Below are 24,068 nucleotides of genomic sequence, written 5' to 3'. Positions count from 1 at the left end.
TCACAGACTATTCGTAAATGACTGACAAAGATACTAATTCCCTCGCAGTTTTTCTATCACAAAAGCTATCTTTTCTTCCATAGGCAACTCTGCACTGACCCAATGGATGGTAAATCCTCTTCGTTCCATGCCGCGAAACCAGGTCATCTGACGTTTGGCAAATTGGTGGATAGCTGTTTCCAGTTCTGTGAACATCTCTTCATAAGTCAGTTTGCCTATGACGTACAACGTCAGGAATTTGTATTCCAGTCCATAGTAAATCAAGTCATCCGGTGAAATTCCTTGTTCTATCAACCGCCTTATCTCGTCTACCATTCCTTCGTCCAACCGTTGTTTCAATCGTCGGGTGATCTTCACACGGCGTAACTCCCGGTTGATATCGACTCCGATGATGAGGCTGTTCAACTTCGGAAATTCCCGTTCGGGAACCGGATGTTTGGCATAATACTCTTCAATTTCTATAGCGCGGATAGCACGTTTCACTGTATCCACATCCGTAGAGTTGTGCAACGTTTTATATTGCCTCAGGATTTCTGTCAGTTCTTCGAGAGAGTGATCAGCGAAACGGGCACGTAACTCCGGATTTTCCGGTACCGGCATTAACTTATAGCCTTTCAGCACAGACTCCAGATACATACCTGTCCCTCCACATAAAACGGGCAGACGGCCTTTTTGTTTGATAGATTCATAAGAAATCAGGAAATCCCGCTGATATTCGAAGACATTATATTTGTACCCGGGATCGGCAATGTCGATCAGATGATAGGGGATCGGATGTCCGTTGACTGTGTAATCAGCCAAGTCCTTCCCCGTACCGAGGTCCATTCCCCGGTAGATTTGACGGGAGTCGGCACTGATAATTTCTGTATTCAGCTTATGGGCTAATGCTGCTGCAAAAGGAGTTTTCCCTGAGGCAGTTGGTCCTAGTATGGTGATTAAATCATAGTCCGGCATAGCTTTATTCTTTTATGTCGGCAAAAATACAAAATAATTTTGACCCAATAGATATTCGGATGCTTTTATCTGATTATTTAAATGATATCTGTTTTGATTACTTATTGATTGTTTGTTGAAGACGACACACTTTTCCGTTCTTGTCTACTCCTTCGATAATAATATCTTCGGGTGCTGTACTGTCCGGTGTATAATATTCTATAGTCGCTTTACCTTCTGCATCCAATCGTAACTCCGGATTCCAATAAACGGTACTCCGGAAGTCAGAGCGCTGTTCGTTCTTTTTCTCGGGAGTATCATAAGTGGGATGATAAAATTCTACGGACTCACTGTACCCTAGCGGTGTATAAGTGATGATTCCCTGTGCCGGTTTAGCAGGGAGATTCCTGGGATCTTTTAAAGTAATCACAATGGCACCTCCGGAAGCGCGGGGACCCAGTATGATGGCATCTGCCCCGCGAAGCAGGCTGATACTGGACATGTCACTAATTTGTATATCTTTCAGAATGTCGGACGCATCATCATATACAATATCATCAATGACAATGGCTGCCGGTTCGGGATTGTTGCGGATGTGTATTTCACTTCCGTTCATGATCGTAACACTGGGTAGTCTGGTGGCTGCATCAAAAGCTGTTTGACCATATCCTTGCAGTCTGTCTTCTTCTACAGTATAAGTGTTGATGCCACCTGTATAGATACTTTTCGAGCTCGGACGTTCGCGTTTCGCTGTGACTGTCACTTCTTTCAGATTGTACACACGCATTCCCCCTTCCATATAATATTGGTCGCGGGTATTCAGCAGGTAGTCTTCCATAAAAGTGGTGGCTCCGTTAAAATAAGGAGCTTTATGTGTAGGAACCGGATATGGGGGAGTATCAATTTCAATGTCCACACCGGCAAAACCTTTTTTGGTACGTGCCTGAACCAGGAATGTCGTGCTGTCTCTGAATGAGGTGTTTACGATGAATTCACCTTTTTCGTCTGTCTCGGTGGTAGCGACGATATTGTATTTGGGAGCCAGTACACAGATTGGTCCTTTCTTAACATTTCCTCCGAAGAATCCCCTGATTCGTCCGCTGATAGTTTGTCCTTTTTCTATATAGTTGGTGAAATTCATTGAAGGAGTGCGGAGCACATTTTCTATTTTATGTCTGCGCCAGCCATGTGTCAGCATCAGATAATCAATGGATCGGAGTGTCCGGGCATCCTGATTCAGAAAATAGAATGCCGGATCTTCTACATATCCTTTCAAGTCCGAAGTCAATAGGAGATTGGACAGTATATTGTCAGCAAGAGAGTCGGGCTGAATACTTTTCCGATCGGTAATGCTGACGGAGAAAGTTCCTTCTACCGGATTCCCTTCATGGTCTTTGGCAGCGATCTGCAAAGATATTTTTTCTCTTTTTCCATAAGTCGGTTTGTCTGTCGTGACTTGCCATTGATTCGGTTTATGATCCGGTACGAAAATCAATCGTTCGCTGAGCGCATTTCCTTGCTGGTCGATTAGCATGAAGTGAGTAATCCCTTCTGTAAACAGACTGTCGTTCATCTTTCCGAAAGTCCTTTCCGGAGTGATGGGTTGTAGAATGGAAAGTTTGCCACGGGTATGCGCAAGCAGGAATAACTTCTGAGGCCATTCGGTAGCTTCTGTCTTTTGGACTTCGAAACGAATCTCCTGCTTATAGTGTGACATAGCGATGCTAATTCCTTTCGGTTCTACGGCAGGAAGGTCAAATCGTTTGGTGATACTGTCGTTGGTTTTAGCTGTAATGTAATAGGTCTCATTATCGATGGGATTCATCGTAAAAACACCCATGCCATTATGTTCAGAACGGAAATTAGTAAGTGTGTCTCCTTTTGAATTAAACAGAAAACCTTCGATATCTTTCGAGAATCCGTCTGCTCCCTGCGCTTTGAAGGCAACATTCTGATGAGGAATGCTGAGCAGGGCACCGCCTTCGGGGAAAAACTTCACATCGAAATCGTTTGTGAAGACAGGCAGATAGAAGGTACGTTTATAGATATATTGCGGATCGTCAAATTCTACTTCTATTCTGCGTGTTGCCGGAGATTTTAAATCGGGTAGGGAGATGGAGATCCAGCCGTTTTCATCCGTCTTTTTTTTTCCTTTGTTTTTTATTTTCCCATTCTCGAGATATAAGTATTTAATTGTTGTGTTTTCAAAAACAGCCTGCACGTTACTGGTGAATTTGATTTTGGCTGTATAATGTGTATCATCTTCTTGTTGGTACTCGATGTTTGATACGATGGTGTTGTCGATAGAGTTTCCTATCTTGATATTGCGCGAATAGAAAAAATCAGGATCATCATTCAACATCCAGTTAGTGTATCCTCGCAGGTAATAATCGCCTGCCGGAAGGGTCGCAGGAAGTGTGAAGGCGTTATGGAATCCCAAAGAATCTCTGCGGATTTTTTTTCGTTCTACAATGGAATCGGAACGGTTGATCAATTCCGTAATGATAAAATTACTTTGTGCATTATCCTGATGAGTGTTGGCGTTTACCAGATATCCTTTGAACCAGATTTTCTCTCCGGCTCCATAGAAAGGCTTGTCCAGATGTAGGTATAACTTTTCTTTAGGAATTCTTTCCATCAGGCTGAAGTGGGCGATGATTGTATCTTGCATGGTTTGTGCAGATAGTGAAGAGAAATATAGGAGTACTCCTAAAAACGCTGTAATACTTCTTTTACATTGAAGAGTAGTTATGTTTTTCATATAATGTGTTTTTAACTTTTATGCATCCAGATAGAAAGAACTTTTCGCTTGACAGTCAGTATGTTGATGACTGATACGATGAGGAATAAGAAAATACCCATGCTGATGGCTGCCCATAACGAACCGGTTTCCAGTTGGGGGAAGAGCAATCGGATACTTTCTACATAATAGCTGCGCAGCCAGCATACTAATCCGATGGATAAAATCAATACGATGATATTCAGCCCTACAGTCAATATCTGATAAGGCAATGCTACTCTGTTGGGGCTGTATCCTATCAGAAGCAGGCTTTCGAGTTTGGTTGTGTTCTTTTGGAGTAGTAAGAATATGCTTAGCATCAGGATATAGAACGACAGGATACTAATGAACAGACCTACTCCCAATACAATGCCTACGATAAGGCGAAGGAAGTAAGTGGTTTTTCCGGCATCCAGTTTTCCGTCTTCCGTTTCATAGCCTTTCTTTTGGAAATAGCTGGCAATAGAAGGATCAGCCGGATTGTTTACTTCGATGATCAGGCGGGCAGGTTGTGCTTCTGCATTGGGAGCGAAATTCTTATTGGCCCAGTCCATAAAAGACTGGGGTACGAGAATGGTATTTAAACGGTTGGAGAAACCGACGATGTTTCCTTTGTATTGCTCTACCCGTCCGTTACCTCGCATCATGATGTCCATTTGGATAAGACCCATTAGTCCTTCCGACAGTTTGGGCAGACTGCGGCTTTGAGCAAAACCGAAGTTGTACAAATTCAGATAATTGCGTGGGATAATGATGGGAATCGTATGCGTTTCTTCATCGAAATGCCATTTATCGAGTTTGATGTCTACAAACTCATCGGGAACTGATTCGAAGAACATATCCGTAGAGAGATGAATACCAGCTTCCTGCATGCCTAATCCTGCTGAAACTTTAAACTGAGAAGGGGTGAAAGCCCCTGTCGTTTTGGTAAACGATTGCTTTTTCAGATCGGCGATATCTTCGGGAGAGAACGTGTTGCTTTTTCCGGCAAAGGAGCCGAGTGTGCTGATTTTCTTGGTTGCTATGATAAAGTCTTTTTTCATAAAGCTGTCTCCTTCGGTGAATACGGGGATGACATCCTTATAAAACTGTACGCTGAGCAGTACAATCATCATGCCGAACAGGTTGGCTAAAAAGAAACCGGTCAGTTGGCCGATACTGATATGTTGGCGGAGAAGTTTCCAGACAAGAGCAGACATCTTATTTACAATTTTACAATTTATAATTAAATTAAAAAGGGAAGGTGAAACACTGATCCATCAGAGTTGGAGTACCTGTTTATAAGGTAGTTCAATATGCTTTCCAATGGATGTGGCGATGACTCCGGCACTTTGCTTCCCGGCTTCGTCGATGATGATTTCTCCCATGATACGGCTGTTCTCATCATCCAGATGGCTGATAGGTTCATCCAGAAACAAGAAGTCGAACGGCTGACAGAATGCACGGATAAAGGCAACCCGTTGTTGCTGCCCGAAAGAGAGTTTTCCGGCTTTCACATTCAGTTTGTCTGAGATACCCAGTTTTTCAAACAATGAAAGAATCTCTTTTTTCTTTTTGTATCCGGTAAGGTTGTTTTTCAGTTGTACGTTTTCAAGAGCTGTGAGTTCAGTGAAGATACGCAGGTCTTGAAAAAGCATACTCAGTGAATGCTTTCTCAAGTCTACCCATTGCTTCACGGAATATGCTCTGATATTGGTTTCATCGAAATTGATAATTCCTTGGTAGTCGTTGCGATAGCCGTAAATATAGCTGCACAACGAAGATTTTCCGGTGCCGGAGGCAGCTTCTATCAGATACATTTCTCCTTTTTGGAAGATAAGGTCCTGATGCCATATGTCAGAGGTCACCGAATTACGGTCAGCAAACACTTGAGGAAGTGTTTGCTGTAAGTGAATACTATTCATACCGTCCGTTTACGAGTTACATGCCGGCAAATTGCTTGGCAAAATCTACAATTTGTTTGAGGGCATTGACATCTTTGTCTTTCAGGCAAAGGTCTGTTTCGCTTGTTTCTCCTTCCGAACTTACGGATAAATAAGAAACTTTGGAAGCGAGATCAGAATAAGTCTTAAATTCCTTGCCTCCGAAACCTACCAGCATTTTGACAACCGGTAAATCCAGTATGGCTTCTGCATTGATAGCCATGAATACAGTTTTACCTTTCATCTCTGCCGCGTATGGAGCATCTTTGATGGATTTGTCAACAGCTTTGCCAATACTCTTGTAGAGCAGTTCGTCATTAGTGGCATACATTTGTTTGTCTTTGATGCCGAAGAATATATTCATTCCTCTTGTTTTATAGACATATTCATCTTTACCCAGTTCCATGATGTCTTCTCCTTTCTTGAGCCCCAATGCCTGTTTGTTTTTATAAAGAGCTTCAAGAGCATTTCCATTCTTTACATCGGCATAAGCAAGGAAAGTAGGAGCACTGTTCATGGTTACATTGATTAATCCGGCAGAAATATCACCGTTGAATGAACTGAACAGTTCTTTTACTTCATCTGCTTTGGCAATTGACACTGTGCTGCGGAATTCTTGATTCTCGCTTAATAGATTGTACAGTCCTTCTCCTTTTACACCCATATTGACGAACATTAGTGTGGATGCCGGGAAGTATTTCACGAATGTGCCGCTTGTCTTTCCGAATGATTCCATTTGTTTTTTCAAGAGAGCCTTTACAGCATCATTTTCCGTGTAGTTTTCTGTTTTGAGGGCGATCTTGCCTTTCTCAAAGTTCAATCCGCCTACAATAGTAATGTCTTCCGGCTTGATTTCAGAAGGAAGTCCCATGCTGATCTGGCTTCTGTAAGTAGAAGGAATCGCTGACATGGAGGCGAAAAAGTTGATATCACTTTTTTGTTTTGCGATTTTCTGGAAAGCTCCGGATTTAGCAATGCTGTTGTCGGCAGTCTGCTTCATCAGTTTGGTGATGGTTTCTTTGGCTGCTTCTGTCTGAGAAGCTCTGTTGGCGGAGATAATGATTGCAGTGGTTTCATTGAAAGCAAGCAAATTTCCGTTCAGGGTAGTGAAGCTATATCCGTCTGCTTCGCTCACTGGTTGGCAGATTTGTTCTTTTGCCATTACGTCAAGCGATGCGTGCAAGTCATCTTCATTGCTGACTTTGGCAACGAATACGCCACCGGAAATCTGGGGAGAGCTAAAGATATAGATCGGTGCTTCCGGATCTAAACCGGATGCTCCCGGGTTGTTTATCACTTTCTCCAGTTGTTGGAAAGTTGCGGCATTCATTCCGCTCTTCAGTGCTTCCAGCAGTTTCTGTTTAGCAGCTTCATTCTCTTTGTCATTCATCCCCGCCTTATTGGCCAGCGATTTCAAATCAATAGAGGCAACAGCCGTAGCATCTGCCGGTATTACGTTCGTATATTCCGTTTGTTTGGAACATGCTGCCAAAAACACCATCAGTACTGCCAGTACCGAGAGCCGTGAAATCATTTTCTTTGCCATACTCATACTATTTAAAAGTTATTATTGATTCAATAAGTTGATTGTGTGGCAAGCCACCAACGCTGCTGTCTCTGTTCGAAGCCGTGATTTTCCCAAGCTAATGGGAGTGAATCCGCATTCGATAGCTTTTTTCACTTCCTCTTCACTGAAGTCTCCTTCGGGACCGATCAGAACGAGAGCGTCTTCTCCTGCTTTCAGTATATTTTTCAGCAGAGGTTTTTCACCTTCATAACAGTGTGCAATGAATTTCTGTCCTTTGAACTCTTGTGTGATGAATTTGTCGAAATCCGTCATTTCGTTGAGCTTAGGCAGGCGGGCCTTGAGCGACTGTTTGATGGCCGATATCAGAATCTTTTCGATTCGTTCGGCTTTAATCACTTTGCGTTCGGAGAAACGGCAGTTGAGAAATGTCAGTTCATCAAATCCGATTTCCGTAGCTTTCTCTGCAAACCATTCATTGCGATCCATATTTTTGGTTGGTGCCATAGCAATGTGCAGATGGCATGGCCAAAGCGGTTCCTGAAATATTGTTTCTTTGATGGCTACAAGGCAACGCTTGTTGGTTGCAACCGTGATTTCGGCTTGATAGAAATACCCCTTACCGTCAGTGAGAGTGATTTCGTCTCCGATACCCAACCGCAGTACACGGGTACAGTGTTGTGCTTCCTCTTCCGGAAGTTCGTTGCTTATCTGTATATCGGGAGTATAAAATACGTGCATAATTGATTACTGGTTTTGATTTCTGGAATTGATCCGGTCGCGTATTTTGGCGGCCAGTTCATAATTCTCGTCTTTTATCGCTTGCTCCAAGGCTTCTTCGAGTGACATGGAAGTGACGTTGCGAGGCAGGTTCCGCTTTTTTTCATCTTCCGGTTCTCCCTCATCGTCTTCATCGTCAAATTCCTCCGGGTGCCTTCTTTCTTCGTTTGAGATGTGCAGACATTCCTGTTCAAGAATAGACTCATAAATGAGGATTGGGCATTCGGCACGGACAGCCAGAGCTACAGCATCTGAGGTACGCGTGTCAATACGTATAATTTCTTCGTCTTTTTTTAAGTAGATGTAAGAGTAGAAAATACCATCTTTTGCTTTGTAAATCAATACGCGAAGCAAACTGGCTCCCAGCACACCAAGAGTTGTCATAAACAGATCGTGTGTCAGGGGGCGGGGAGTTTTAATTCTTTTCAGATACAAGGCGGTTGCCTGAGCTTCGGCGGGACCGATGATGATAGGCAATTGCCGTTCACCGTCCACTTCGCCCAACAGCATGGCAAAGGCACCTACTTGCGCTTGGCTATTTGTGATATTTAAAACTTGTAATTCTACTTTTTTGTCCATTGTTCTTTATTACTTAATTTACTTTACTCTCTCGTTGGTGTTTGTACTTGAATACCAGAGCAAACAGGATGCCGATCACCAGTGCATATGCCGCAAAGATAAACCAGATGTCCGGCCATTCACGACTTATCAGTTTACCATCAGCATATACTGAGAAAGCGTCTACGACAGCACCGCTGGCATATCCTCCGATGATAGCGCCCAGTCCGTTGGTCATCATAAAGAATAATCCCTGAGCACTGGCACGTATGGAGGAGCTGGTTTCTTGTTCAACAAACAACGAACCGGAAATATTGAAGAAGTCGAACGCCATTCCATACACGATCATGGAAAGAATCAGCATCCACAGACCGGAGCCCGGATCACCGAAGCCGAACAGTCCGAAACGGAATACCCAGGCAAACATACTGATCAGCATCACTTGCTTGATACCAAAATGTCTCAGGAAGAATGGTATAGCGAGAATAAATAATGTTTCAGACATTTGTGAGATGGACAATAGGATCACCGAATGTTTCACTCCGAAGGAATCTGCAAACTCCGGAATATTGGCAAAACTGCCCAGGAAAAGGTCACCATATGTATTGGTGATTTGCAATGCTGCTCCTAAAAGCATGGAGAACAGGAAGAAAATAGCCATTTTCTTTCTTTTGAATAATACGAAAGCATCCAGCCCGAAGGAAGAGAGCAATGTTTTCTTTTCTGTTTTGGCAGGCTTGCATGCTGGCAGGGTAAAAGCATACAATCCCAGTAATAGTGCCGACGCACCGCCTACATAGAGTTGTGCGCTGGAGTTCTTGAATCCGGTAAGGTCTACTGCCCACATGGCGCAGATGAAACCGATGGTTCCCCATACGCGGATGGGAGGGAAGTCCTTGATCAGGTCACATTTATATTGTTCCAGTGCATTATACGAAACGGTATTAGCTAACGATAAGGTAGGCATATATACCAATAAGTTGAGCAGCATCGCCCAATACATCTGGTCGTAACTTGTAGCGGTGGAGGCGTAGAAAAGGCAGGCAGCCCCTGCGATGTGGCAAAGTCCGTATAAACGTTCAGCATTGAACCACTTATCGGCGATGATACCAATGATGCCGGGCATAACTAAAGAGGCAATACCCATGGTGGCGAAGATGGCACCGATCTGCCCTCCTTCGAAGTGGAGTTCTCGTCCCATGTAACCTCCCAGTGAAATTAACCATGAACCCCATACAAAGAATTGCAGGAAGTTCATAATGATCAAACGAACTTTTATACTCATGACTTTTCTAATTTGTGTTTCTCTTTTTCGTTAATAATAGATGCAAATATAATATTTTCGTTGATTGGGTGAGCAAGTTAATCGATAAAAAGGGGATAAAAAAGCCATAAATGCGAAGAATGATGAGGAATTGCCGGTAAAAAGTGGAAAGGGAGTAGGTATATAAAAAAAAGAAGGCTATCTATCCCAGACAGCCAATCTTTATTAACCTTAAATCTAATACCATGAAAAACACAGTGCAAATATAGAGCATTTTATGTTATAAAACATAATGAATTGCCGAAAATCTTCTATTTGTTAACTCTAATTAACTTTGAAGCTATTCTTTTTCTGTTATTCGCTCCTGAATAAGTAAGTTTCATGGCATTTATATCTGCATTACTCTACATAGAGTACCAGTCCCTTCAGGTATTCTCCTTCCGGGTGGTATATGTTAACCGGATGGTCGGCAGGTTGTGTGAGTTGGTGCAGGATACGTACGCTACGTCCTGACATGGCAGCGGCAGTAAATACTGCTGTGCGGAAATTGTCCTTGGTCACTACCTGTGAACAGGAGAATGTAAACAGGATGCCGCCCGGTTTGATTTTCTCGAATGCTTTGGTATTCAGTTTCCGGTAACCTTGCAAGGCATTCCGCAAAGCATCTTTATGCTTGGCAAATGCAGGAGGGTCGAGAATTATCAAATTATATTGGTCGCCCATACGGTCGAGATACTTGAAGGCATCTTCGGCAAAAGCTTCGTGGCGAAGATCACCGGGGAAGTTCAGTTCTACGTTCTTGTTAGTCAGATCGATTGCTTTGGCGGAGCTGTCCACGGAATGTACCAGTTTCGCGCCTCCACGCATGGCGTAGAAAGAAAAGCCACCGGTATAGCAGAACATATTCAGTACTGAACGGTCTTTAGCATAATGCTCCAGCAGTGAGCGGTTTTCGCGTTGGTCTACGAAGAATCCCGTTTTCTGCCCTTTCAGCCAGTCTACGTGGAATTTCAAACCATACTCTTGTGCGATATTATCACTGCTTCCTCCTTTAAGGAAACCGTTTTCGGGGAAAAGGTCTGCCTTGAAAGGTAGTGTGGTTTCTGATTTATAATAGATATTCTCAATCTTGTCACCCATTACTTCCGACAGGGCTTCGGCGATAGTCATGCGGTCTACATGCATTCCTGCGGAGTGCGCTTGCATGACGGCAGTCCGGGCATAAATGTCGATGACCAGTCCGGGCAGGTTATCTCCTTCACCATGTACGAGACGATAGGTGTTATTGGTCGGATTGACTGCGATACCGATACCGCAGCGCATCTCGTAGGCGATCTGTAGTTTACGTTTCCAGAAATCGTGGTCGATAGGTTCCTGACGGAAAGAAAGCACACGTACGGCAATACTTCCGATCTGAAAATGTCCTTCGGCTATAAATTCCTTTTTTGAAGTGTATACTTCTACAACTTCACCTTCTTCGGGTTCTCCATCGAAACGAGCGATTGCTCCGGAGAAAATCCAGGGGTGAAATCTTTTTAAAGACTCTTCTTTGCCGGGTTTGAGGTATACTTTATGCATGTTATTAAAATTTCAGTTTTCTCTCCGGTCCTCGAAAAAAAGGAGTGGAGATAGTGCTATTTGATCAGTTATTAATTAGTCTTCTATCGGTTATTTATCAGCGATTGGCGAGGGAGCTTGCGTTAACCTCTTCTTCTGCAGGGAGGCTTTCGACCTCATAGTTGCCGGTTCGTTTCAGTTCCTGCAGCAGATTATAGATATTGAGGCAGGCCCAGGCGTCGGTCGCTGCATATTGTTTCTGTCCGTCACTTAGTACGTCTGCTTCCCAGTTGGACAGCCGTTGTGATTTGGAAATCTTTTCTTTAAACAGGATTGCGTAAATCTTTTGCAGGCTTTTGTCCTGTATGCCGAACTGGCGGACATAGTCCTGCAGTTCGATGCAGCTCTGTTGGGTGAAAGGCGCACGTTTGTGCAGCATCATAAAATCATCTTTGAGTGACAATCCTACTTTAATGACAGCCGGATTCTCCAGCAGGTCAACCAAAGGTTGGGTAAGTCCCGTCATGTTGAGGCGGAACAGGAAACAGCATTCGTCCGAGGAAATCTGGAGGAGTGCTACCTTATGACTTTGCCCTTTGGTGAAGGATGGACGCGTTTCGCTATCGATACCCAGTATTGGTTGGGATTTCAGGTAGGCTACCGCTTTTTCTGTTTCCGCTTCCGACTGGATAACATGGATCCGTCCCGGAAAAACAGTTTTCGGGAGTTCCTTTAGTTCGTCTTTATTTATACTTCTTCTTACTATCATTTTCGTTTATTCGTCATCACGACAATGGCAGCTGTCGTCATGACAGTGGCATTCGTCGTCGTGGCAGTGACAACCGTCTTCGTGACTGTGGTCGTGACAATGACATCCGTCTTCTTCACAACAATAGTCGTCATCGCTTAGTTCGTTATTCTCTTCTTCGTTGTCCTCTTCGTCATTTTCATCCTGCTGGTTATATTTCACATCGTGAAGGGCGCGCAGGGTGTTTACCAGTTTCTGTCCCCACAGCAGACCGAAGTTTTCCTGGCAGATGGCCAACGAGTCGTTCATGGTTTCGTTCAGTCCCAGTTGGAAGACGAAAATAAAATCTTTGATATCCTGATAGATATCTGCCAAATCTTCCGAGATGGATTTCTTGATAGGCTGGTCGCTGTATACCATATCCTGTACGAAAACATCCAGATAATCATCCTTCTCTCCCATCAGTCCTGCCAGATTTATGCGTAGAATCTCATACGTTTCCTCCGTTACATACGTTTCGGGTGCCTCGTCTCCGATTGTTTCACACTTCGGAAGCAAGGATGCTTTGAGATAGAGCAAGGGAAGTATTTTTAAAGACGTGTCGACAAAAGCTTTGCGCTTCATGTGTTCGGCACGTTCGAGGAATGCGCAAAATTCGGCGGCTACCGTTACGAACTCGATCACATTCTTTTCAAATATCGTTTGGCTTTCTTTTTCCATAATCAGATTGATTTGAATCGCAAAGGTAAGAAAAAGGATTGAATGAGAGTAGCGCTCGTTATTTTTTTATTATTTTTGCGGCTTATAATACGGATTCCAATTTATTAAAGAATAAAGACTCATGGCAAAAAAGAAAATAGATAAGGAGGCTGAACGCGCTCCGTCTTCTCCAGGAAAGATTGTATCAATTTTTAAGAATGAAACCATTCATTTTGTAATTGGATTGATGCTGGTGATCTTTTCTGTTTATCTTTTGTTGGCTTTTTCTTCCTTCTTCTTTACGGGGGCAGCCGACCAAAGTATTATCGACAGCGGCAATTCTGCAGACCTGGCAGCTGTTAATAACAATGTAAAAAACTATGCTGGATCTCGTGGAGCACAGTTGGCTAGTTATCTGATCAATGACTGCTTTGGCATATCTTCATTCTTTATCCTTGTCTTTCTGGCAGTGGCAGGATTGAAGTTGATGCGGGTACGCATTGTCCGCTTATGGAAATGGTTTATCGGTTGTACATTATTATTGGTGTGGTTCTCCGTGTTTTTCGGGTTCGCCCTGATGGATCATTATCAGGATTCTTTCATCTATCTGGGAGGTATGCACGGTTATAATGTAAGCCGTTGGTTGGTTTCGCAGGTGGGAGTTCCCGGTGTGTGGATGATTTTGCTGATAACGGCAGTCTGCTTCTTTATATATGTAAGTGCACGAACGGTTATCTGGCTGCGCAAGCTCTTTGCTTTGAGTTTCTTGAAACGTCAGAAGAAAGAAGAGGAAAAAGTGGCAGCGACAGAAGGAACGCAGGAATTTACAACCTCGCAACCACAGGAAGTTGAATTCAATCTGAAACGTACTTATAAACAAACACCTCCTCCTGCTCCTGTGATGGACATACAGGCAGAGGAACCGAAAGAAGAATCTCCGGTGAACGAACCGGAACCGGACGAGGAACTTCCTTCTGCTGATGAAGGGGAAGGAGTGACTATGGTCTTTGAACCGACTGTGGCTGATACGGTTACTCCTGCGCCTCAGGACGAATTGCCGGGTGAGGATGAACCCGGGTTTCAGGTAGAGACGGCTGCGACCGAAGAAGAATATCAGGGACCGGAACAGGAACCTTATAATCCGATGAAGGATCTGGAAAACTATCGTTTCCCGACAATCGATCTGATGAAGCATTTTGAGAATGACGATCCGACGATTGATATGGACGAACAGAATGCGAATAAAGACCGTATCATTAATACTTTGCGCAGCTTTGGTATTGAAATCAGTACGATCAAGGCAACGGTAGGGCCTACGGTGACTCTGTATGAAATTACCCCCGAACAAGGAGTACGTATTTCGAAGATTCGTGGTTTGGAAGATGATATCGCATTGAGTCTGTCGGCAGATGGCATTCGTATCATTGCTCCGATACCGGGTAAGGGAACCATCGGTATTGAAGTACCGAACAAGAATCCGAAGATTGTATCCGGTCAAAGCGTGATCGGAAGCAAGAAGTTTCAGGAATCCAAGTTCGATTTGCCGATTGTACTGGGTAAGACGATTACAAACGAAGTCTTTATGTTCGACCTTTGCAAGATGCCGCATGTATTGGTGGCAGGTGCTACCGGTCAGGGTAAGTCTGTTGGTTTGAATGCAATCATTACCTCCTTATTATATAAGAAGCATCCGGCTGAACTGAAATTTGTCCTGGTCGATCCGAAGAAGGTGGAGTTCAGCATTTACTCTGTCATTGAAAATCATTTCCTGGCCAAACTTCCCGATGGAGGTGAGCCAATTATTACCGACGTAACGAAGGTAGTGCAAACGCTGAATTCGGTTTGTGTGGAGATGGATACACGCTATGACCTCTTGAAGATGGCTCATGTGCGTAATGTCAAGGAATATAATGAGAAGTTTATCAACCGTCGCCTGAATCCGGAGAAAGGACATAAGTTTATGCCATATATCGTAGTGGTAATTGACGAGTTCGGAGATTTGATTATGACTGCCGGTAAGGAAGTCGAACTTCCGATTGCACGTATCGCTCAGTTAGCACGTGCGGTCGGCATTCACATGATCATCGCTACGCAGCGCCCGACGACGAATATCATTACGGGTACGATCAAGGCGAACTTCCCGGCACGTATTGCGTTCCGTGTATCTGCCATGATGGACTCCCGTACGATTCTTGACCGTCCGGGTGCGAACCGCCTGATTGGTAAGGGCGATATGCTCTTCCTGCAAGGTGCCGATCCGGTGCGTGTGCAGTGTGCCTTTATCGATACACCGGAAGTGGAGGAGATCACGAAGTTTATTGCCCGTCAGCAGAGCTATCCTACACCGTTCTTCCTGCCCGAATATGTGACCGAAGACAGTGGCAGTGAAGTGGGGGATATTGATATGGGACGTCTCGACCCGTTGTTTGAAGATGCGGCTCGTCTGGTGGTCATCCATCAGCAAGGTTCCACTTCGTTAATTCAACGTAAATTTGCTATCGGCTACAATCGCGCCGGACGTATCATGGATCAGCTTGAAAAAGCCGGAATTGTCGGGCCTACCCAGGGGAGCAAGGCGCGTGATGTACTGTGTATCGACGAGAATGACCTCGAAATGCGTTTGAACAATTTACAATAACAGATCGTTTATTAATCAAATGAGAAAATACATTTTTAGTGTTTTAATAGCTTTACTGTCACTGCCTGTGATTGCTCAACAACAGCAGTCGCAGGCTAAAGCTGTTCTTGAGAAGACAGCCGAAGCATTTAAGAAAGCCAGTGGTGTTAGAGCTGATTTTACATTGAAGGCACTCAATGATGGTCGTCTGGAAGGACGGGAGAACGGTGTTATCCAGTTGAAAGGCGAGAAATTCATGTTGAAGACTTCCGAAACGACCACTTGGTTTGATGGAAAAACGCAGTGGAGTTATATGGTAAGGAATGATGAAGTGAATGTCAGTACCCCTACTCAGGAAGAGTTGCAGCAGATCAATCCGTATACATTTCTTTATATGTATCAGAAAGGATTCTCTTATAAGCTGGGAACAGTGAAGACGTTTCAGGGAAAAGCTGTCTGGGAAGTGGTTCTGACTGCTAATGATAAGAAGCAAGAGTTGGAAAGTATTACTCTTTATGTGACGAAGAATGCGTATGAACCTGTTTGCATCCAACTTCAGCAACGTGGCCAGAAGACACGTAATGAGATTACCGTGACGGCTTATCAGACCGGACTGGATTATGCAGACGATGTTTTCACTTTCGACAGAAAAGCGTATCCGACTGCGGAAGTGATAGACTTGAGATAATATGTTTTTTGAACAGGAGATAAGATATCTGGAATAATAAAACGATAATATAACAATAAAATGGCAGAAATAGAAAAAGTAAAATGCCTGATTATAGGCTCGGGACCTGCCGGCTATACGGCAGCGATCTATGCAGGACGTGCTAACCTTTGTCCGGTGCTTTATGAAGGATTGCAGCCCGGCGGTCAGTTGACAACTACTACGGACGTGGAGAACTTCCCCGGTTATCCGGAAGGAATCAGTGGTCCGCAGTTGATGGAAGATTTGCGTGCACAAGCCAGCCGTTTCGGAACAGATGTTCGTTTTGGTATTGCGACGGCGGCAGATTTAAGCAAAGCTCCTTATAAAATAACGATTGATGGTGACAAGGTGATTGAGACAGAAGCATTGATCATCTCCACCGGCGCTACGGCTAAATATCTGGGACTGGAAGATGAAAAGAAATATGCCGGCATGGGAGTCAGTGCTTGTGCTACGTGTGACGGATTTTTCTATCGTAAGAAAGTCGTTGCAGTCGTTGGCGGTGGCGATACAGCTTGTGAGGAAGCTATTTATCTGGCCGGTCTGGCATCCAAAGTTTATCTGGTGGTCCGCAAACCTTATTTGCGCGCATCGAAGATTATGCAGGAACGTGTGCAGAAGCACGAAAAGATTGAAGTACTTTTCGAACATAATGTAGTCGGCCTGTTTGGTGACAATGGAGTGGAAGGTATGAATGTTGTGAAGCGCTGGGGTGAAGCGGACGAAGAACGTTACAGTTTGCCTATCGACGGATTCTTCCTGGCTATTGGGCACAAACCGAATTCAGATATATTCAAAGAATACATTGATACCGATGAGGTAGGTTACATTATTACGGACGGCGACAGCCCCCGTACAAAAGTTCCCGGAGTATTTGCTGCAGGAGATGTGGCTGATCCGCATTATCGTCAGGCTATTACAGCGGCAGGAAGTGGCTGTAAGGCTGCTATTGAAGCGGAACGTTATCTTTCTGCAAAAGGAATCATCTAAAGATATCACAGGCGGAACGCGGAATGCGTTGCACTGTATAAATAAGCACTGAATAAATAAAAAAACGGTGGACATTAGCAATAAGCTGAATGTCCACCGTTTTTTTATATCATTTTATATCTATCACAAGCATTAATATGCTTCGATTTCATCTATCCACAATTCGGCAGGGATAACTTCCGGACCGTTGTTCTTTTCGAAATTGACGCCATTGCGTAACGTACCGCCATTCTTGATCTTTACTTTCAGGAAAGTGGCTTGTGCCGGTTCAAATTCAATAGAGTCGGTGAATGCGATTCTTCCTGTTTCCGGACAATCATGTTTCAAGGTCTTTTCTGCTATTTGTGTATATTGCTGGCCGTCGGCAGATACTTCTACAGCGATTCCTCCGGCAGGGAGCATTCTCATGGCAGGATTGAACAAAGAACCGAAGATGACTTTGCTTACCTCTGTCGGCTTGTCCAGATTGACGATAAATTCAAGGTCTTTTCCTTCGACGATAGCAAAGCTGGACCAAGGAGTATAAGAGGCATTGTTCCCTCTTTTTCCATTCGTCAGACCGAAAGTGGTCGGGTCGGCTCCTAATACATCGTTTTCGCCGAATATATCTCCCGTCCATCCCATTGCATAATTAACGGTAAATGGTTTTCCAGCCAGCAGATTGCCATACAATGGTTTGTGGGTTACTTTGCCCAACATCTTGCCGTCTTTGAAGGCAGCGGCTTTCAAGTCAATGTTTCCTTCAAGCACGAAAGGCTGTTCATACAGTGCAGAGCCGTTCGTCGGTTCGCTGCCGTCTGTGGTATATCTGATTTCCGCATTCGGATAGAATGTTTCCAGCAATACCATCAGAGGACCGTTTTTATCTGCATGTGTATTTACGTTTACATCGAAAAAGTTGAGACAAGGCTTGGTATCCATTACTTCCAGACGTTCAAACTCCGTGACCATGCGTTCGCAGAAGCTCTTCCAGTTTTTGTTGGCATCCAGTGTCCATCCTGTCTCTGCGATAGCCATTGCACGTGGGAATGCCTGGTAATCTACACGGTCCGAGGTCTTCATGTATTCTCTCCAGAGGTTACCTTGCATACCGATGATATGCTTCTTTACCAGTTCGTCGGCATCATCCGGAACCGGATTGTAGCTATAAGTCTTTTTCAGCGTAGTGTATCCGCCGATAGTAGTCGGGGCGATTTCCGGATCTTCCTGATAGAAGTCCAGATAAGCATAAGGCATAGGGGCCATGATTGCATTGTGTCCTGCTTTGGCAGCATTCATTCCGCCTTCCACACCGCGCCATGACAAAACGGTGGCGTTCGGTGCCAGACCACCTTCCAGAATTTCATCCCAGCCGATGATATTTCGTCCTTTACCGTTCAGGTATTTCTCCATCCGGGTGACGAAGTAACTTTGCAGTTTATCTTCTTTGCTGTGTTTCACTCCGTCCACTTTGCTGGGAGTCACATCATCTTTCAATCCCAACTGGCGAATCAGCTGCTGGCAGAAAGCACTGTTCTTCCAAGCCGTCTTGGGGCATTCGTCCCCTCCGATATGAATGTACTCACTCGGGAATAATTCGACTACCTCATCCATTACTCCTTCGAAGAATTTGAAAGTAGTCTCGCTCGGACAGAATACCTGTTCGAACACGCCCCATGTAGGACATACCTTGTAGGTCTGTGTAGAGTCGCATGACAATTCCGGATAAGCAGCGAGAGCTGCCAGTGCATGTCCCGGCATTTCTATTTCGGGAATTACATTGATATATTTGCTGGCCGCATAAGCTACGACCTCTTTAATCTGCTCCTGTGTATAATACCCTCCATGCTCTATACCGTCAAATACTTGCGGGTAGTTTACATAATAATAGTCTACCAGCGTCTTTTCCCGCTTGGAGCCGATTTCTGTCAGTTTCGGATATTTCTTGATTTCGATTCTCCATCCCTGATCGTCCGTCAGATGCCAGTGGAAGACGTTCATTTTGTTCATAGCCAACAGGTCGATAAACTTGTAGATATATTCTATCGGTGCGTAATGACGGCAGACGTCCAGCATCAGTCCGCGGTGTACAAAGCGCGGGGCGTCTTCGATTTCTACAGCAGGGACAGACCAGTCGGCCTTTTTGTTCAGTTTCTTTCCGTAGACGGCAGGAGGAAGAAGCTGATAAATAGTCTGCACACCATAGAAAAAGCCATTTGGCTGTGAAGCGGTGACCGTAATGAGGGTAGGGGTGACCGAAAGCCTGTAAGCTTCTTTGGGCATATCTTCCTGTACTACAAAGCTGATGGCAGGCTTTCCGTCTGCACTTTCCGCTTCCGTCAGAGAGATTCCGGCAGTCTGTTTCAACTGTTCGGCAAAACCGTCAGCTACCTTTTTCACTTCCGAGGCATCGGACGGTGTGACCAGCCGGACTTGCTTGTTCAGCTCAAAACGGCCTTCCTTGGGGACAAGCTGATTGGGTTGAGGAACGATGTTGTACTCGTTCGTGGTTTCTTTTGGCTTCTGACAACTGGGGGCAATCATGAGTAAGGATAAAAGAAGAAGGGAAATGCTTTTCTTCATGGTCTGAAATTTGTGTTAAGTTATTAATATATTGACAGGGCAAATGTACTTGTTTAATTGATAAGTTCCAATAATATATAAATAAAAAAGCCGGTGTGATGAACGCCGGCTTCCAGTTAAAGTTTCAGATAACTTTTATTATCGTATCAGGTTTGTTTTATCCTATTTTGCTTATTTTCTTGAGCTTTTCTTCTTCGATGATTTTGATTTTTCTTCCGTCGATGGTGATCAGGCGTTCTGTTGCAAACTGTGACAAGGTACGGATGGCGTTTGAGGTAGTCATGTTCGACAGATTGGCAAGGTCTTCACGGGAAAGATAAATACTCAGTGTCGATCCGTCTTCTTCCAGGCCATAGCTTTCTTTGAGGAAAATCAGTGATTCTGCCAGGCGTCCGCGGATATGTTTCTGTGTCAGGCTGACGGTACGTTCGTCGGAGATGCCCAGATCAATAGAAAGCTGGCGGATAAAAAACATGGCTAAATCATTGTTCTGAGCGACTAGCGTGGTAATGGCAGTCATGGGGATGAGACAGACAACAGAGGGTTCAAAAGCGGCGGCAGCAGTGACGAAGTCTTCCTTTGCGAAGTAGGCACGGTACGCAAAGTACTCCCGCTGTTTGATCATGCGGATAATCTGGCTTCTACCTCCTACACCATCTTTGAAAATTTTGACTTTGCCGGTAATGAGGCACATCAAATGAGAGGGAGTTTCCCCTTCGCAATAAATGGTTTCGTTCTTTTTGTAGGTCTGTATCGTATAATTGTTCATCAGAAACTCCCTTTGTTCATTATTCAAAGGAGCTAACAGATCGGATAACGGTTCCGAAATATCGATGTCTGACATGTTCATTTTTACCATGGGTGCTACAAAACTGTGTTATACAGCACAAAAGTAGAAAGAAAAAATGAGAAAATGAACGAAACTATAAAAAGATTGCACAAAAGCAGGTTCTTTCGTGCAATCTTGAGGACTTTTTTATTTGGTGAACAATAGTTCTCTGTACTTAGGCAGCGGCCATATTTCGTCATCCACTTCCATTTCCAGATGATCGATGTGATCGCGGATTTTATCGAGGTAAGGACGTACCTTTTCTTCGTATTCGAATGCCCTTTCTTTGTAGTTGTCTTTGTGGTTGGCTACTTTCCGGGCTTCGGTCATTTCCCGTACCAGTACTTTGATAGAGGTCACACGGTGCGAGATTTCGCGGATCAGTTCTTTGCGGTCGGCGCTCAATACTTCAAATTCTTCGGGAGAGAAGATTTCTTTCATTTTGCACAGATTTTCGAGCAGCCGGTTCTGGTAGGTGACAGCAGTCGGTACGATGTGGTTGATGGCAAGGTCGCCCAATACACGTCCCTCGATTTGTACCTTCATGGTGTATTTTTCCAGTTCCACTTCCAGTCGGCTGTTGAGTTCGGTTTCGTTGAAGATACGTTCGCCGATCAGTACAGATTTCGATTGGTTGTCTACGTAGTGCATCAAGGCTTCCGGCACGTGGCAGATGTTGGTCAGTCCGCGACGGGCGGCTTCCTGTTTCCATTCTTCGGAGTAGCCGTCTCCTTCAAAGCGGATGGCTTCGGAGGCGATGATCGTTTCTTTCAGCAGGCGGAAGATAGCCTCGTCTTTTCCTACCCCTTCTTCCATCAGTTTTTCTACTGATGCGCGGAATTCGTTCAGCTGGTTTGCCATGGCAGCGTTGATGGCGATCATGGCTGCGGCACAGTTGGAGGAAGAGCCGGCGGCACGGAACTCAAAGCGGTTTCCGGTGAAGGCAAAAGGAGAAGTACGGTTACGGTCGGTGGTATCGAGCAGAATTTCCGGGATACGTCCGATTCCCAGTTTCAGCGTTGTCTTTTCTTCCGGTGTCATCTTCTCGTTACCTACCTGACGCACGATTTCGTCGAGTGTTGCTGAGAGTTGTGAGCCCAAGAAGCAGGAAAGGATGGCGGGAGGAGCTTCGTTGGCTCCCAGGCGGTAGCTGTTGCTGGCGCTCATGATGGAGGCGCGAAGTAAATCTTGGTTCTTATATACCATCATCAGTACATTCACCAGGAAGGTGAGGAACAGCATGTTTCCTTTCGGGTTCTTTCCGGGAGCAAACAGGTTGATGCCGGTGTCTGTGCAGAGCGACCAGTTGTTATGTTTGCCTGAGCCGTTTACGCTGCTATAAGGCTTTTCGTGCAGTAGTACGTTGAAATGATGTTTGCGTGCGATACGCTTCATCAGATCCATGACAAGCTGGTTATGGTCGTTTGCCAGGTTACAGTTTTCGAAGATAGGGGCCAGTTCGAACTGGTTGGGAGCTACTTCGTTGTGACGGGTTTTGGCAGGAATACCCAGTTTGTGGCATTCGATTTCGAGTTCCTTCATGAATGCCGTGACCCGTGGAGGAATAGAGCCGAAATAGTGGTCTTCCAGCTGTTGGTCTTTGGCAGAAGAGTGTCCCATTAAAGTACGTCCGGTCAGGCAAAGGTCGGGACGTGCGTTATATAAGGAGGAGTCTACGAGAAAATATTCCTGTTCCCATCCTAAGTTGGTAAATACGCGTGTTACGTTCTTGTCGAATAGCTGGCAGACTTCCGTAGCGGCTTTGTCTACAGCGGCAAGTGCTTTCAGAAGCGGAGTTTTGTAGTCCAGTGCTTCGCCCGTATAAGAGATAAAAATCGTGGGAATACAAAGTGTGGTATCTACCACGAATGCCGGAGAAGAAACGTCCCATGCAGTGTATCCGCGAGCTTCGAAGGTATTACGGATACCGCCGTTAGGGAAAGAAGAGGCATCCGGTTCTTGCTGAATCAGCAGTTTTCCGGAGAATCGTTCGATCACTCCGCCGTCTTCGCCAAACTCGATAAATCCATCATGTTTTTCAGCTGTTCCGTCTGTCAGAGGCTGGAACCAGTGGGTGTAGTGTGTGACGTTGAGCGACTTAGCCCAGCTCTTCATGCCGTTGGCAATCAGGTCGGCTATTTCACGGCTGATCGGTGTACCTTTTTCGATCGCATCGGTAACTGCCTTATAGGCTTCTTTCGGAAGATACTCTTGCATCTTCTTGCGGTCGAATACATGGCTACCATAATAATCTGAGAGTTTGTTGGAAGGGGCACTGACTTCCAACGGCTTCCGGTTGGAAAGTTCTTGTAAAGCGTAAAATCTCATTTTTGACATAAATAGTCCTCTTTTTATCGGTTGATGGCGCAAAATTATATGTTTTTTCTGAAAGTACCCCTATTTTTAAGGGGGTATTTTCAGAAAATAGACTGTTTTCTGAAAGATACCCCCTCTTTGTTGGGTTGGTTTATCTCTGAATCACCTTTTGCTCATCACGGTTTTTTTGATTATGGCCCATTAAGGGATGGTTTTCATTATTTCCTGTTGTTCATTCTCCTTTTTCTGTCGTTCGATTTCTGTAGCCATCTGTTTGACTAAAATTTCTACCTGCATATAATGCTTGTTCATGTTTCTGTATAGTAGCTTCATTGCAGGACTGTCCATAGCCATTTGGGTGAGGAATTGTAAATGCTTTCCCATCGAGGCGTTCATTTGCATACGTGTTTTTTTGTTTAAGTCGTCTTGTAGGGAGTAAGCACCGCATGAGAGCAGGATTTCCGGTATACCATCATCCCAGGCATGCATGGTGAGGTGAGTGAGTGCTCCCACAATTTTTTTCAAGTCTTTCAGAAGAATGTTTAAGAGTTCGAATTCGGTACGGTTTGCGGAGCAGGAATTCGGGTTCAGAAGGAGGGCGAATTTGAGGTAGAAGTCCTTTAATTCTCCGTTAGGAACAACAAATGCATTTTGGGGAGTTTGTGCGATGCTTCCCACCGTTGGTTGAACGGCAACTTGTTCTGTTTCCATAATGATGATTATGAGTATGTGGTAGGCGAAGATTTTCTAAAATAATAAGAGCGGTTCCGCCTTTCCCGTTGCATTTCACCAGAAGGCAGTAGATGCATTAACATTCTACACGGGGGTACGGAACCGCCATATAGAATGAACGTAAACGGACATAAAAATGCCCGCCACGGAAATTGGCAGGTTTACCCGCCTTCTGGTATGAAATGCATTACAAAGGTACTATATTTTTCTTTTTTGGCAAGAATAAAGTGAAAAATAAGAGACAAGTAAGAGTAACTTTAATACAGTGTAGTTCCAAGACTAGTTTCAACCGATGAAACAAAGTGTTTCATGCCTTGGAACAAAGTGTTTCAAGCAATGAAACAAAGTGTTTCGTACGGTGAAACAAAGTGTTTCAAGCGTTTGAAACTATTTGAAACACCTGTCGAAGTTCTCTGAAGCACCTATCTACCTGATTAACTTGACCATAGCTACTGTTTTGCTTAACCTGTTCTTTCAGGAAGTACTAAATCATTTTTCAGTCAAGAATACATGAGTCATCAGCTATTAACGCCTGATTTTTCGATTGT

18 protein-coding genes are annotated in these 24,068 nt (G+C 44.5%); 3 read left to right on the top strand and 15 right to left on the bottom strand.

Features of this window, described 5'->3' with window-relative positions; genetic code table 11:
* Positions 1-33: 33 nt before the first annotated feature.
* The 11 genes from miaA to HMPREF2794_RS25425 form a co-directional block, all read right to left on the bottom strand.
* Positions 34-954 (bottom strand): tRNA (adenosine(37)-N6)-dimethylallyltransferase MiaA, encoded by a 921-nt coding sequence (gene miaA, locus HMPREF2794_RS25475; protein WP_055270165.1) that lies wholly within the window; start codon positions 952-954, stop codon positions 34-36.
* A 97-nt stretch (positions 955-1,051) separates the two neighbouring features.
* Positions 1,052-3,694 carry a TonB-dependent receptor plug domain-containing protein gene (locus HMPREF2794_RS25470; RefSeq protein WP_022301610.1) on the bottom strand — a complete coding sequence of 881 codons (2,643 nt, stop codon included), beginning with the start codon at positions 3,692-3,694 and terminating at the stop codon, positions 1,052-1,054.
* 11 nt (positions 3,695-3,705) lie between these two features.
* Positions 3,706-4,911 carry a membrane protein gene (locus HMPREF2794_RS25465; protein ID WP_010536921.1) on the bottom strand — a complete coding sequence of 402 codons (1,206 nt, stop codon included), beginning with the start codon at positions 4,909-4,911 and terminating at the stop codon, positions 3,706-3,708.
* 60 nt (positions 4,912-4,971) lie between these two features.
* Entirely contained in the window at positions 4,972-5,616 is a 645-nt protein-coding gene (locus tag HMPREF2794_RS25460; protein WP_010536922.1) for an ATP-binding cassette domain-containing protein, read from the bottom strand.
* A gap of 16 nt (positions 5,617-5,632) precedes the next feature.
* Positions 5,633-7,180, bottom strand: coding sequence for a DUF4836 family protein (locus HMPREF2794_RS25455; RefSeq protein ID WP_029425354.1), 1,548 nt, complete (start codon positions 7,178-7,180; stop codon positions 5,633-5,635).
* Between the two features lie 21 nt (positions 7,181-7,201).
* Entirely contained in the window at positions 7,202-7,900 is a 699-nt protein-coding gene (locus HMPREF2794_RS25450; RefSeq protein ID WP_010536924.1) for a 16S rRNA (uracil(1498)-N(3))-methyltransferase, read from the bottom strand.
* 6 nt (positions 7,901-7,906) lie between these two features.
* Positions 7,907-8,518 carry a bifunctional nuclease family protein gene (locus tag HMPREF2794_RS25445; protein WP_010536925.1) on the bottom strand — a complete coding sequence of 204 codons (612 nt, stop codon included), beginning with the start codon at positions 8,516-8,518 and terminating at the stop codon, positions 7,907-7,909.
* Between the two features lie 13 nt (positions 8,519-8,531).
* Complete coding sequence (locus HMPREF2794_RS25440) at positions 8,532-9,782, bottom strand: nucleoside permease (RefSeq protein ID WP_010536926.1); 1,251 nt, start codon at positions 9,780-9,782, stop codon at positions 8,532-8,534.
* 378 nt (positions 9,783-10,160) lie between these two features.
* Positions 10,161-11,339, bottom strand: a complete 1,179-nt coding sequence (locus HMPREF2794_RS25435) for a class I SAM-dependent rRNA methyltransferase (RefSeq protein WP_070753045.1) — start codon at positions 11,337-11,339, stop codon at positions 10,161-10,163.
* A 97-nt stretch (positions 11,340-11,436) separates the two neighbouring features.
* Entirely contained in the window at positions 11,437-12,087 is a 651-nt protein-coding gene (locus HMPREF2794_RS25430) for a 3'-5' exonuclease (RefSeq protein ID WP_010536928.1), read from the bottom strand.
* 6 nt (positions 12,088-12,093) lie between these two features.
* On the bottom strand, positions 12,094-12,786 hold the full coding sequence (locus HMPREF2794_RS25425; RefSeq protein ID WP_055270161.1) for a DUF5063 domain-containing protein: 693 nt from the start codon (positions 12,784-12,786) through the stop codon (positions 12,094-12,096).
* A gap of 121 nt (positions 12,787-12,907) precedes the next feature.
* On the opposite strand from HMPREF2794_RS25425, the gene HMPREF2794_RS25420 reads away from it, so the two are divergent.
* The 3 genes from HMPREF2794_RS25420 to trxB are packed head-to-tail and all read left to right on the top strand — an operon-like array spanning position 12,908 to position 17,081.
* A complete protein-coding gene (locus HMPREF2794_RS25420) occupies positions 12,908-15,403 on the top strand; it encodes a DNA translocase FtsK (RefSeq protein ID WP_055270159.1) in 2,496 nt (831 codons plus the stop codon).
* A gap of 19 nt (positions 15,404-15,422) precedes the next feature.
* Positions 15,423-16,070, top strand: coding sequence for an outer membrane lipoprotein periplasmic chaperone LolA1 (locus HMPREF2794_RS25415; protein WP_070753043.1), 648 nt, complete (start codon positions 15,423-15,425; stop codon positions 16,068-16,070).
* A 60-nt stretch (positions 16,071-16,130) separates the two neighbouring features.
* Positions 16,131-17,081 carry a thioredoxin-disulfide reductase gene (gene trxB, locus HMPREF2794_RS25410; RefSeq protein ID WP_010536932.1) on the top strand — a complete coding sequence of 317 codons (951 nt, stop codon included), beginning with the start codon at positions 16,131-16,133 and terminating at the stop codon, positions 17,079-17,081.
* A 132-nt stretch (positions 17,082-17,213) separates the two neighbouring features.
* On the opposite strand, the gene HMPREF2794_RS25405 is transcribed toward trxB, so the two are convergent.
* The 4 genes from HMPREF2794_RS25405 to HMPREF2794_RS29180 all read right to left on the bottom strand — a co-directional run bounded on the left by HMPREF2794_RS25405 (position 17,214) and on the right by HMPREF2794_RS29180 (position 23,499).
* On the bottom strand, positions 17,214-19,643 hold the full coding sequence (locus HMPREF2794_RS25405; RefSeq protein ID WP_055270155.1) for a beta-N-acetylhexosaminidase: 2,430 nt from the start codon (positions 19,641-19,643) through the stop codon (positions 17,214-17,216).
* A 157-nt stretch (positions 19,644-19,800) separates the two neighbouring features.
* A complete protein-coding gene (locus HMPREF2794_RS25400; RefSeq protein ID WP_010536934.1) occupies positions 19,801-20,502 on the bottom strand; it encodes a Crp/Fnr family transcriptional regulator in 702 nt (233 codons plus the stop codon).
* A gap of 117 nt (positions 20,503-20,619) precedes the next feature.
* Positions 20,620-22,809 (bottom strand): glutamine synthetase III family protein, encoded by a 2,190-nt coding sequence (locus HMPREF2794_RS25395; RefSeq protein WP_010536935.1) that lies wholly within the window; start codon positions 22,807-22,809, stop codon positions 20,620-20,622.
* A 180-nt stretch (positions 22,810-22,989) separates the two neighbouring features.
* Positions 22,990-23,499, bottom strand: a complete 510-nt coding sequence (locus tag HMPREF2794_RS29180) for a hypothetical protein (protein WP_070753041.1) — start codon at positions 23,497-23,499, stop codon at positions 22,990-22,992.
* Positions 23,500-24,068: the final 569 nt, after the last annotated feature.

The sequence above is a fragment of the Bacteroides sp. HMSC067B03 genome (assembly GCF_001811315.1).
GTDB lineage: Bacteria > Bacteroidota > Bacteroidia > Bacteroidales > Bacteroidaceae > Bacteroides > Bacteroides faecis.
This window is presented reverse-complemented; position numbering and strand designations above follow the sequence as displayed.